The following is a 12,305-nucleotide window of genomic DNA, read 5'->3' as shown; positions in this document are numbered from 1 at the left end:
GGAGCAATTCCGGCAGGTTTTTTTTGTCTCGCGCCGCGCGTTCTTTCTGTCAGGGCTCGGTTTTTTTCTCCGGGGCCGATTTGAAGAGGTTGCCGATATCCTTGACCAGTTTTCCCGGCAGCCCCAACGTCCGTTTGAATATCCCCAGAACCGTGTTGGAGATAGAGTCGACAGGGATGACTGAGACCTTTGGATCTTCGTTGCTGCCTTCGATTTTGAAATAAGCCGTCAACAGAGCTTTGTCTTCTCCGGTCAGGACCCAGCCTGCAACCGGAATTGAAGTGATGACCTTGTCAACTGTTCTGAGCGGCATTACGCCGAGGGTGAAGTCCAGGGAGTCGTCAACCAGTCCTTGGGAGCCGACCAGGGAAAGGTTCATCGCTTCGCTGTGGATCCTCAGATCCTCCGTGGTCATGCGACCGTCGGCAATTTTGATACTCCCTTCCATCAGATCAAAGGGCATCCCTTCCTTGGCCATGTCCGGCAGCTTGCCGACAAACAGCTGGGAAATATTCAATAACGAAAAAACCTTGGATAAACTGTTGAATTTATGCAGGGTCCCATCGTGAACCTGGATATGGATGCCGCCCACGGCAGTGTTCCAGAAGTCTTCCCCAGTTGGGGCCCCCTGTACAAAAAAGTCCCCGTCCAGCTTGCCTTTGATGAGTCCGGGTTTGGAGAAGAGATCCTGGTGCAGGATTGACGCGCTGACCCCTTCGGCATGGCCGGATACTTTCAATGGCGCCTGGTCATCGTTGCCGTTAAATTCAACCCGGGCTCGGCACCAGCCGTCACCGTTATGGAAATAAAGGGGGGCCAATACAAAAAGTCCTTTCTCCTCAGTAATGACCCCGCTGGCGTTCTGGAAATGCAGGCCACCGATGGTTCCCTCCTTGGCCGCGACCCTGATTTTGATGGGTTTGCTTAAATGATGTTCGCCGGGTTCTTCATGAGGGCCATGGAACAGTTTGATAATATCCAGGACATCGACCCGTTCGCCGCTGATATCCAGAGCGACCTGGGGATCGCTGAAATCGGTTACCGTTCCGACGACCCTGGCCTTGGTGGTCTCTTTGATTTCAACGGTAACCGGGGCGAAGCGGATCCCGTTACGGTCTATCTGCAGGTGCCCCCGCAGGTCGTGCAGTTCCATGGTGCGATTTGGAAAGATCAGATCATGGGATCTGATCTTTGCCGCGGAGACATCGAGACTCAGCTGCGGGTCTTGCCAGTTGCTGAGTTTGCCGTCGACCAGAAAGCGGGATTCGCCCAGATTGGCACTGAGCTGCGTGAAGCTCAATCCGTTCCGGTCCAGTGCGACTGTCCCCGTGGTTTTTTGTAGCTCGCCGAGGATCCTGGTCAGATGGGCTCCGAAGTCCTGCAGGGTGATGCGGCCGTCAAGGTCTTGCCCCTGTACGGTCAGGTCCATGCTGATCCGCCCGTTTGCCTGGAGCTCCTGGAGCAGCGGAGACAATGGTTTGAGCGTGGTCAGGTTCAGGGGCGATAAGGAAAAACCGTAGTTCGTCAGGTTCTGGTTGAGGAGCAGATAGCCGCTCCCGCTGAGCTGATTATTCGGCAGGTTGAGCACGGCCTGCGCGACATCGATCCGATCCGGGTTCAGCTGCCCGCTGATGCCGAGCGAAGCTGGTTGGGCGGGTTTCTTCCGGAAAAAATCGGCGAAGTGAAATCCTGCATCAGCCAGTTTTGCCCGTAGCTGGAAATTTGGCGAAAACAGGGCCCCGGTCAGGCTCAGGGAGAGTTCCGTGGTCCCCTGCATCGTCCAGCCGGCCGGAAGGGAGAGCTGCTGCTGCAATTGAGCCAGGTCGGGGGTGGTGACAATTTTCAGGTCCGCGTCCGGTTCCAGAAACGGGTGCGTGATGGAACCGCTGAAAGAAAAGGGATGGTCACCGACCGCAAAGTTGCCCTGGCTGATTTTTAGTTGCTGGTTCTCGAGCCGGGTAGTGATGGAGAAATTCTGGAATTGTTTCAGCTGGGGAATATCCCACTGCAGCTGACTGAGTACAACCTGCGTGTCGATGCGCGGCAGGCTCCTTTGCTTCTGGCCGGTCAGCCAGGTTTTATCCAGACTGACGGACAGCTGGTCCAAATGGCCTGAGGTTAACTTTTGGGCGTTGGGAATGCGCCACTTGGCCAGCAGCTCTCGATCGAGGCGAATGTCTTTTGCTCCCAGAGTTCCGCTCAAGTGTGTTTTCCCTGCGGCGCGCACCATTTCTATCTGGCCGGCCACCGGCAGCTCAAGCAGTGTCCCTTGCAGCTTGGTTATACTGTCCCGCTGGCTGGAAGAGGTCCACAGCCCACTCATGGTGAACAATTTTTCAGCCGTTGCACTGTCTTTAATTTCGGCCAAAAGTTGGGTCCCGCTCGCCGGAGTGCCTGAGATATCCAGTTTCAGATCCACTGCCGCCGGGTATTGCTGGTTGGGGATTTTTGGCAGGTGGAGGGTGGAAAGATGACTGAGCTGCAGTTTGGTGGTCAAGGTTTCCTGCCGCCAGACCGCCGGATCGGTACTGGAGGGCAGGCTGGTTTCCAACACAAAGTCAGCCCCGGTCTGATCGACATGGCCGGTTGCGATCAGCTGCCCTTTTTTTCCGGGCTGCCAGCCGCGCAATACGCTGTGAATTCCTGAAATCTCGGCCCGTTTGATGCTCTTGCCGTCGCGCAGGTAAAAAACCTTTAACCGGGCATTGCGCACACTCAAGCTCTCTATCCCGAGGCTGTTAATCAGCTGGTGGGAGGAATTGCGCTTCTCTTGAACCGGTAGCGGGAGTGTCAGGTTGAGCTCCGGGTTGTCGAGCTGAACCTGTTTGAGGCTGATTTTCTTCTCAAACAGGGGAGGGATTTCCAGAGTCGCGGTGATTCTGGGGATGATGGCAAGCGGAGCATCCTCCGGGCCGAGTTCGAGCTGCCTGAACTCGATGGCCAGACCGCGGTTAAAGGTCAGGGAACTGTGGCCGATGCGGACTGGCTGGGCGAGGGCTGCGCTCAACTCCTGTTCCAGGGATTGGCGATAATTGTCGAGGTCCAACTGGCTGGCAAAAACAATCAGAATTGTCGCCAGAATGGCGCAAAACAACAGGAAAAAACAGAAAACTCTGGTGGTTATTTTTAGTGATTGCCAAATCATGGACATTCTTTCGCTGGTCTTTAATGCCGGGGAAGGACCGGAGTTCCAGCAATCATAGCGATTCCGGATAGAACCGGCAAGGCTTATGCATGCAGCGGGGACTTCTATTCTTTACATGAAAGAAACCCGCTGATAACATGGCTCGCCCTCGGCGTGTGTTGTTTGGATGGCGTTCTGAGGCACAAAAGTTCAGCTTAACCCGCGGATGCCGGTTTTTTATCATGAAAATAAAACGTCTCGAAATCGTCGGTTTCAAATCCTTTGTGGACAAGGTCTCCCTTGATTTCCAACAGGGGATTACCGGCGTTATCGGTCCCAACGGCTGCGGGAAAAGTAACGTCGTGGATGCCATCCGCTGGGCGATGGGAGAGCAGAACGTCCGTCACCTGCGCGGGCGGGCCATGGAAGACGTTATCTTCGGCGGCAGTGAAACGCGCAAGCCCCATGGCATGGCCCAGGTTTCCATTGTTTTTGATAACAGCGCCAAACTTTGTCCGGAAGCCTATCGGGATTTCAGCGAGGTGATGGTGTCCAGGCGCTTGTACCGCAACGGGGACAGCGAGTATCAGATCAACAAGACCCCGTGCCGGTTGCTGGATATCACCGAGCTGTTCATGGATACCGGGGTCGGACCTCGTGCCTATTCCATTATCGAACAGGGCAAGGTCGGCATGATGGTCAGTGCCAAGCCTGAAGAGAGGCGGGTGCTGATCGAGGAGGTTGCCGGGGTTACCAAGTTCAAATCTCGTAAAAAATCAGCTGAACGCAAGATGGATGCAACCCGGCAGAACCTGGTGCGACTTGGCGATATTATTACCGAAGTGCGGCGCCAGATCGGCAGCCTCAAACGGCAGGCGCAGCGTGCGGAAAAATTCCGTGACCTGCGAACTGAATATAAACGGATTGAGTTGAGTTTAACCGGCAACCGTTTTCAGGGGCTGCATAAAAATATCGGCATTGTCACGGCTGAAAAGCAGGAGCGGGCAGACATTCTGGCGCGGCTCGATGCCCGGCTTGAAGAGGGCGAACTGCAACTGGAAGAAAGACAATTGCAGATGGCCGCGGCGGAAGCGGAACATGCCAGCGCACAGGAGAAAGTGTATCATCTTGGCTCCGAGGTCCAGCGGGTGGAGAATGAACTGACTCTGCTTGCCCGGCAGGCCGAACAGTCGGCCCGTCAAGAGCAGGAGCTGGTTGCTGATATTGCCTCCTCAACCCGGCAACTGACCGAACTGCAACAGGAATACGCCGGACTGCAACATCAGGACAAGGATGCCGACGGCGATCTCGCTCAGCTGCGGCAGCAGGTTGTCGAGCTTGAGACCGCTCTGCAACAGCAGCAGGGGCGGGAAACCCAGCTGAGTTCGGAGTATGAGAACTGCCGTAAGGAATTGATGACCCTTTTCGCCCAGGCCGGCCGCCTGGCCAACCGCTGTGATGAAATCGACCGCAGGCTGGACGCTGAAGCCAAGAGGCGGGAGCAGATTGCCAGCGACTCTGTGGCTATTCGCGAGCAGCAGAATGATTTTAAATCCCGGCGCGAGGAGTTGCTGGGCAAGCTGGAAGTCATTCGTTCCCAGCAGGAAGACACCCGCGACCGGCGCGAGGAATTGGCGGCTCGGTTGGCCGAGCAGAAGTCTTTGCTGGCCGGACAAGAGGCACAGCAGGGCGACCTCCAGCAGAAGCTGAACCTGTTGCAATCCAGGCAGGAATCGTTGCAGGAGTTGCAACGCAATTTTGAAGGTTATGAGGACGGCACCCGTGTGGTCCTGAATGCAAAAACCGGCTCCCGGTTGATCTTTGCCGATGCGCTACGGGTTCCGGCCGAGTTGGAAGTCGCCGTCGAAGTCGCACTGGGGAAAAGGTTGCAGGCCATTCCGGTTACGGGGGACGAATCAGTTTTTTCGCTGTTGCAGGTCCTGCAGGAGGAAAAAGCCCGAGCAGCACTGATTATCTCTGGCACAATGACTGCGGATTTTGCTTTTTCGCAGGGGACGCCATTAGTCCGGCTGGTGACCCCGGTGGGTGGGCATGATGCTTTGGTGCAGCGGCTCTTGACCGGGATTTATCTGGTTGATTCCGTCGTGGAATTCCTGACCGCGGTTCTTCCTCCGGGGCTGTTGCTGGTTGACCGTTCCGGCAATTGTCTTGATTGGCAGGGAGTTCTGGTCGCAGGCAATGCCGAAGCGGGCGCCGGTGGTCTGCTCCGTCGCCAGCGTCAGCTGGATGAGCTTGAACAGGAGATTGTCGAGGTTGAAAAACGCTGTCATGCCGGCGCGGCACGCCTGGAGGCCCTCAAGGAGGACCTGCTGCAATCCGAAGAAGCGCTGCTGGTGACCTCATCCGAAACGCATCGTCTGGAACTGGACGCTCTTGAACTGGGTAAGGACCGGCAAAGCCTGCAGGCGGATGAGGAACGGCTGAACAAAAGGCTGGAGTTGATTGTTTACGACCTGGAGCAGATCGACGAAAGCCGGGAGCTTCTGCTCCGCGAAAAGGACACTATCCTCTCCGGCCGGGAGCAGACCGATGAGCAGCAACGCCAGCTTGAACAACGGTCCCTGGAATTGCAGAGTGCCCAACAGGACCACCGGGAATCCATTGAGCAGACGCGGGAAGAACTGACCCGGCAAAAAGTGGCTTTAGCCGCCCTTGTTCAGCAGCAGCAATCCCTGCAGGACACGGTTAAACGGATCGGCCGGCAAAGTCAGGAGATTGAAGCTCGCATCGCGCAACTGCAGCAGAAGAAAGATGCCGGAGTGCTGGAGCGGAAACAGTGGGATGCCAGGGAATTGCGGCTACGGGCCGAACTGGATGTGCTCCTTGATCGCCGCGGTGAGCAGCAGAAAGAGAACGATGCTCTGCGCGAACGCTACGAAGAGCATCGCCAGGCCCTGGATGAATTTCGCGACCAACTGCGCCGGGTCCGTGGTGAGGCGGAAGATCTGCGCAAAACGGTTTCCGCATTGCAGCTTCGGCTCCATGAGCTGCAGGTCGATGCCGAGAACGTCCGCCAGAACGTGCTGGAACGCTACCGGGTTGATCTGGTCGAACATCGGGTCCCTGAAGCGACCGAGGATGAGCTGGAGCGGCAGCAGTTGCAGTTGCAGCGACTGCAGCAGAAGATCGATGCTTTGGGCGAGGTCAATCTGATGGCGATTGAGGAATATCAGGAGCAGGAAAAGCGCTACGATTTTCTCTCCCAGCAGAGAGATGACCTGAATCAGTCTTTGGATGCTCTGCAGAAAGCCATCAGTCAGATTAATCGCACCACCCGGCGGCGCTTCAAAGAGACCTTTGAAAAAGTGAATGAAACCTTTCAGCAGGTCTTTCCGCGGCTGTTCCGCGGGGGCAAAGCCGAGCTGCGCTTGACCGATGAGAATGACCTGCTGGAGACCGGGGTCGAGATTATCGTCCAGCCCCCGGGAAAGCGGCTGCAGAATGTCAACCTGTTAAGCGGGGGAGAAAAAGCCCTGACCGCAGTGGCCCTGATCTTTTCTTTATTTTTGATCAAACCGACACCTTTTTGTATCCTGGACGAGGTCGATGCTCCCCTCGATGATGCCAATATCGACAGGTTTGCAGAGATGGTCACCGAGATGACCGCTCAATCGCAATTTATTATTATTACCCACAGCAAAAGAACCATGAGTGTTCTGGACACCATGTATGGGGTCACGATGCAGGAACCGGGCGTCTCCAAATTGGTCTCGGTGCGCATGGAAGGCGGTGACCCCGAGGTCGACAGTCGATCGGCGCTGTCGGCATGATATTCTTTGACGATAGGAATACATAACCTGAAGAGTTGCACAGATGCCTTTTAAATTGTTACTCAATAAATTGTTGGAAGATATCCCCGGAGCGCAGGGGGCGGTCATTCTGGACTGGGAAGGGGAGGCCGTTGACCAGGTCGCCAGGATAAGCGAATACGATATGAAAGTTATCGGCGCTCACAACGGGATTATTCTCAACCAGTTGCGTGATGTTCTTGCGGTGATCGGCAGCGGAGCTCTTGAAGAGGTGGTTATCCGTACCGGCGAAAACAAGACCCTGGTGGCGCCATTGTCGCAGGATTATATGTTGGTTTTGCAACTCGGAGCGGATGCCATTGCCGCCCGGGCGGCCTTTAAAATGCGGCGCTGTGTTGAAGCTTTGCGCGACGATTTTGATTTCGCCTGAGCCGTAAGCCGTGCCGACGCTCCGCACTGGAAAATCGTTTTCCACTGCCTGAATTGAAAGATGAGGATGTAATTTTTTATGGAATGGCTACACACATTAAACTGGGCCTCTGTTGACCAGTGGTTGAATCAGCTGGTCGCACAAATTTCTGCATGGTTTGCTGCTGCCGGAGTCCCTGAACAATATCTGGCCTTGGCCTCCTTCGGGGTCGTTTACCTGGCCGCGACGCTGCTAGTTCTGCTGTTTATTTTTATTTTGCTGAAGGTCTTCAGGCGCAGGCCCACCAAGCCGGAGCCGGTTGCTTCCCCAGGGGCTGATGAAGAAGCTGCTGTTGAAGCCGAAGCCGAAGCCGAAGCCGAAGCCGAGCCAGAGCCAGAGCCAGAGCCAGAGCCAGAGCCAGAGCCAGAGCCAGAGCCAGAGCCAGAGCCAGAGCCAGAGCCAGAGCCAGAGCCAGAGCCGCTGACTCTTTTTGACCGGCTGAAGGCCGGTCTGGCCAAAACTCAATCCTCTTTGGTCGGGCGGGTTGACAGCTTGCTGCGCGGTCGCTCCAAGGTCGATGCTGAGCTGATCGAAGAACTTGAGGAGGTGTTGATTACCGCTGACCTTGGTATGCAGACCACCCAACGGTTAATCGGCTCCCTGGAAACGCGGCTTGACAAAGGGGCCCTCTCTTCCCCGGAACAGGTTCGCGAAATCCTTATTCATGAGCTTGAAAAAATCCTCCAGTTGGACAGCCGACCGCTCGATCTCGACAGCGCCAAGCCTTTTGTCATGATGGTGGTCGGGGTCAACGGGGTTGGAAAAACCACCACCATCGGCAAACTGGCCAACCAATTCTCCCGCCAGGGCAAAAAGGTTATCCTCGGCGCCGGCGATACATTTCGTGCAGCCGCAGCTGAACAGCTTCAGGTCTGGGGCGAACGGGCCGGTGTCGATGTCATTCGTCATGGCGAAGGGGCTGATCCGGGCGCGGTGGCTTTTGATGCGGCCAAGGCGGCAGTTGCTCGTAAGGCGGACGTGCTGTTGCTCGATACGGCGGGACGACTCCATACCAAGGTCAATCTGATGGATGAATTGCAGAAAATCAGGCGGGTTCTGGGCCGGGAAATTCCAGGCGCACCGCACGAAGTTCTGCTTGTCCTGGATGCGACGACGGGGCAGAATGCATTAACGCAGGCAAAACTGTTCAATGATGCCGTACAGCTTGACGGGATCGCCCTAACCAAGCTTGACGGAACGGCAAAGGGTGGCATTGTGGTCGCCATTGCCGAGGAGTTGAAGGTGCCGGTTCGCTTTGTCGGGATCGGTGAACAGCTTGACGATCTCCGACCTTTTGAAGCCGACATGTTCGTTGCAGCTTTGTTTGAGCGTGATTAAATTTCAGGTGACGACAACGTCACGATAAGGACCGGAATTATGGAACTGTTGAAAAGGCTGGAAGCTGCGGCCGAAGCTTTGTTGGAACAAAACCGCATCTTGCGAGAAGAGAATAGCCGGCTGCAGCGGGAGAAAGAATCCTGGGCTGCGGAGCGGAGTCAGCTGCTGACCGAGATTGACCGGATCCTGCAGCGGATGGAGGATATCTAAAGCGGTGGAGCGGATTCTCCGGGCGGAAACTTATCGAGGTTTTGCGGAGGGCAATTGAATTCCAGTATTCGTGTCAATATTCTGGGGCGTGATTATACTTTACGTAGCCAGGGATCACGTGAGCAGGCTGAGCATGTGGTCAGCTTTGTCGAAGAAAAGCTCGCGGAAATGGCCACCGGCAAGTCTGTGGATACTCGTGATCTAACGGTCCTGACACTCCTGAACCTTGCCGGTCAGTATTTGCAGCTGCTGGAAGAGTGCGAACAGGCACGGATCCAGGTCGTGGCTCTGGAGCCGCTCGTCAAGCGGCTGGAGCTTGCTCTGGCCGATGATTCTGGTTGCTAATATTTGTTATTGTAATGTAATATTAATCACTAGCGCTCTTTCAGGGATACTGTTGAGCCTGGCTGCGGAGCTTAAGATAGGTTTGCAGGAAACGGATCACTCCAGTAAAGATACACCATCAGGTGTTTAGATCTCTAATGATATCGGCGTATTATGTTTTAGGAAGAATAGGTTCTCGGACCGGAGTGGGGGAGCACCCGCTTGGGGGCTTGAGCCCATGGCGCTTAACCAACAGGTGTCGTTCCGGACACCGGCGGGCCTTACTTCCTGCACGCTGAAGTCGCTTTACTCCATCCGTTCATACCTGCCTGTGATTGTCTCTTACTGCTCTGCTGATGGATCTGCTCAGGACATCGGCTATGCGAAAGACTCTTCTCCGACAGCAACTATTATCTGAGCGTCGGCTCCTTGGCCTCGAGACTTATCGTTCGAAAAGTTTCGACGCCCAACGGTTTTTGAGTGCGCAGAGTTTCTTTACCACCGCCGAAACCCTGGCTCTTTACAGTCCGATAAATAATGAAGTGAATACTGAATATCTGTTTGCTCTGGCAAAAAGCTCCGGCAAAAGGGTCGTTTACCCTCGGGTGTCCGGCGAGCTTTTGGCTTTTTCTGAAATCAAGACATTGAAAGATTTGCAGAAGGGGGCTTTCGGCGTGGCCGAGCCCGCAGCTGGAGAGGTTGTCGATCCTGCCGAGCTTGACCTGATGGTTGTTCCCGGGCTTGCTTTCGATAGGCATGGCCACCGGCTTGGTTATGGTCGTGGGTTTTACGACCGCTATCTGTGCGGTCGGGCCGGGCGGTTGATAACCGTCGGACTTTGTTTTGAATTGCAGTTATGTGATGAGCTGCCGATTGAAGCCCATGATCAACGGCTTGATTTTCTGGTAACGGAATTAAGAACTATCCCCTGTCATAATGGTGTGACAGGTTCATTATAGCCTCGAGGGAGGAATTTTATATGAACGCAGATATTTTGCTTATTTTACTCGTTCTGGCGGCGTTGGCCGGCGGGGTTTTCCTGGGAATGTTCCTGCGGAAAAAACTGTCTGAATCCAAGGTCAATAATGCCAGGGTTGAAGCTGAAAAATTAGTCAGCGACGCAAAAAAAGAAGCTGACGCGATCCAAAAAGAAGCGATTATTCAGGCCAAGGATACCGTTCTCCAGGCCAAGTCTGACTGGGAACAGGAAGCGCGCGACCTGCGCAAGGATATCCAGAGTCATGAGCATCGGATCCTGCAGAAAGAAGAAAATCTGGAGCGCAAACTTGATCATGTTGAACAGCGCAGTGAAGAGCTGACCAAGCGGGAACTTCAGCTGCGGCAGCAGAGTGATCGGGTTGAGAAAAGATCTGCCGAGGTTGAGGCCCTTTATCTGGAGCAGAGCCAGTTGCTTGAAAAAATATCCGGATTGACCAGTGAGCAGGCCAAGCAGCAGCTGGTTGATTCGATGCTGAGTGAGGCGCGCCACGATGCCGCCAAGAATATTAAAAAGATCGAAGATGAGGCCCGTGAGGTGGCCGATCGCAAAGCCAAGATGATCATGGCCCTGGCGATCCAGCGCTATGCCGGCGATTTTGTCGCCGAAAGAACGGTGAGTGTCGTTCCTTTGCCTTCCGATGAAATGAAGGGGCGGATTATCGGTCGGGAAGGGCGCAATATCCGGGCGATTGAGGCCGCTACCGGCATTGACCTCATTATTGATGATACGCCGGAAGCGGTGGTGATTTCCGGTTTCAACCCGGTGCGCCGGGAAGTCGCCAGGATTGCCCTGGAGAAACTCATCGCCGATGGGCGGATTCCTCCGGCCCGGATCGAGGAGTTGGTTGAAAAGGCCCAGGAAGAGGTGGATGAAGAGATCCGCCAGGCTGGCGAGCAGGCAACCTTTGATGTCGGGGTGCACGGGATTCATCCGGAGATCATCAAGCTGCTCGGGATGCTGAAGTACCGGACCTCTTATGGACAAAACGTCCTGGTTCACGCCATTGAGGTCGCTTTTTTGTGCGGCATGATGGCCGCGGAGTTGGGGGTCAATGTCAAACAGGCCAAACGAGCTGGGTTACTGCATGATATCGGCAAGGCCGTCAGTCATGAACTGGAAGGCTCCCACGCCGTCAACGGCGGTGAACTGGCCAGGAAATATGGGGAATCGCCCAAAATTGCCCATGCGATTTCCGCCCACCACGAAGATGAAAAGCCCGATACCGTGTTGGCGATTCTGGTGCAGGCTGCTGATGCCCTGTCCGGTGCCCGTCCTGGTGCGCGCCGGGAAACCTTGGAAACCTACGTTAAACGACTGCGGGATCTTGAGCAGATCGGGACTTCTTTTGACGGGGTCACCGGCTGCTTTGCCATCCAGGCCGGGCGGGAGATCCGGGTGATGGTCTCCAGTGACGAAGTTTCGGATGAATATTCCCATGTCTTGGCCAAGGATATTGCCAAGAAAATCGAGCAGGAGATGACCTACCCCGGACAGATCAGAGTCAATGTGATTCGTGAAACTCGGGCGGTCGAATACGCCAAGTAGTCAACAGCGGCTTTTATCGGTTATGGTTCGGCAGGACCCTTATCGCGGCGGTTTTAGGACCACCGTTGGCAGGGGTCCTGCTTTCATATTTGGAGAAACTGTGTGAAGTTACTTTTTATTGGGGATATTGTCGGACGCGCCGGCAGAAAAGCGCTGTCCGAAAATCTCGATCGTCTGGTTGATCGCCATCTGGTCGATCTGGTCGTCGCCAATGGCGAAAACGCTGCTGCCGGCTATGGTTTGACCGCCAGTGTTTTGGCCGAGTTGTTCGCGGCCGGGGTCGATGTGGTGACTTCGGGGAATCATATTTGGGATAAACGGGAGATTAATCCGATCCTGGAGCGGGAAGATCGCTTGCTGCGGCCCGCCAACTATCCCCCTGGCCTTCCCGGGCGCGGCAGCGGGGTCTTCGAAACTGCTGCCGGAATTAAGGTCGGTGTGGTCAATCTGGAGGGCAGGGTCTTCATGAAGAATCTTGATTGTCCATTCCGATCCGCTGACGCGCTGATCGCTGAGTTGCGCCGG

General features: G+C 55.2%; 9 protein-coding genes (1 of these 9 only partly in view). 8 read left to right on the top strand and 1 reads right to left on the bottom strand.

The window, feature by feature from the left end; translation table 11 throughout:
• Positions 1-49: 49 nt before the first annotated feature.
• Positions 50-3,145 (bottom strand): YhdP family protein, encoded by a 3,096-nt coding sequence (locus N909_RS0102670; protein WP_029910977.1) that lies wholly within the window; start codon positions 3,143-3,145, stop codon positions 50-52.
• A gap of 221 nt (positions 3,146-3,366) precedes the next feature.
• On the opposite strand from N909_RS0102670, the gene smc reads away from it, so the two are divergent.
• The 8 genes from smc to N909_RS0102630 form a co-directional block, all read left to right on the top strand.
• Positions 3,367-6,915, top strand: a complete 3,549-nt coding sequence (gene smc, locus N909_RS0102665; RefSeq protein ID WP_051689468.1) for a chromosome segregation protein SMC — start codon at positions 3,367-3,369, stop codon at positions 6,913-6,915.
• A gap of 43 nt (positions 6,916-6,958) precedes the next feature.
• Positions 6,959-7,324, top strand: a complete 366-nt coding sequence (locus N909_RS0102660) for a roadblock/LC7 domain-containing protein (RefSeq protein ID WP_029910971.1) — start codon at positions 6,959-6,961, stop codon at positions 7,322-7,324.
• Between the two features lie 78 nt (positions 7,325-7,402).
• Entirely contained in the window at positions 7,403-8,701 is a 1,299-nt protein-coding gene (ftsY, locus tag N909_RS0102655) for a signal recognition particle-docking protein FtsY (RefSeq protein ID WP_084167385.1), read from the top strand.
• Between the two features lie 39 nt (positions 8,702-8,740).
• Entirely contained in the window at positions 8,741-8,911 is a 171-nt protein-coding gene (locus tag N909_RS25515) for a cell division protein ZapB (RefSeq protein ID WP_155005849.1), read from the top strand.
• Positions 8,912-8,965: 54 nt separating this feature from the next.
• Positions 8,966-9,256, top strand: a complete 291-nt coding sequence (locus N909_RS0102645; RefSeq protein ID WP_029910965.1) for a cell division protein ZapA — start codon at positions 8,966-8,968, stop codon at positions 9,254-9,256.
• 359 nt (positions 9,257-9,615) lie between these two features.
• Positions 9,616-10,194 carry a 5-formyltetrahydrofolate cyclo-ligase gene (locus N909_RS0102640; protein WP_029910962.1) on the top strand — a complete coding sequence of 193 codons (579 nt, stop codon included), beginning with the start codon at positions 9,616-9,618 and terminating at the stop codon, positions 10,192-10,194.
• Positions 10,195-10,214: 20 nt separating this feature from the next.
• Positions 10,215-11,780: a ribonuclease Y gene (rny, locus tag N909_RS0102635; protein WP_029910959.1), complete on the top strand. Its 1,566-nt coding sequence runs from the start codon at positions 10,215-10,217 to the stop codon at positions 11,778-11,780.
• A 102-nt stretch (positions 11,781-11,882) separates the two neighbouring features.
• Positions 11,883-12,305, top strand: partial view of a TIGR00282 family metallophosphoesterase gene (locus N909_RS0102630; RefSeq protein WP_029910956.1) — the 5' portion only. Its footprint extends 357 nt past the window's final position; only the first 423 of its 780 coding nucleotides appear in the window; it begins with the start codon at positions 11,883-11,885; the stop codon falls past the right edge of the window.

The sequence above is a fragment of the Pelobacter seleniigenes DSM 18267 genome, assembly GCF_000711225.1.
In the GTDB taxonomy this organism is placed as follows: Bacteria; Desulfobacterota; Desulfuromonadia; order Desulfuromonadales; family Geopsychrobacteraceae; genus Seleniibacterium; species Seleniibacterium seleniigenes.
The sequence above is the reverse complement of the archived record's forward strand: the minus strand, read 5'-3'. Positions and strand labels throughout refer to the sequence as shown.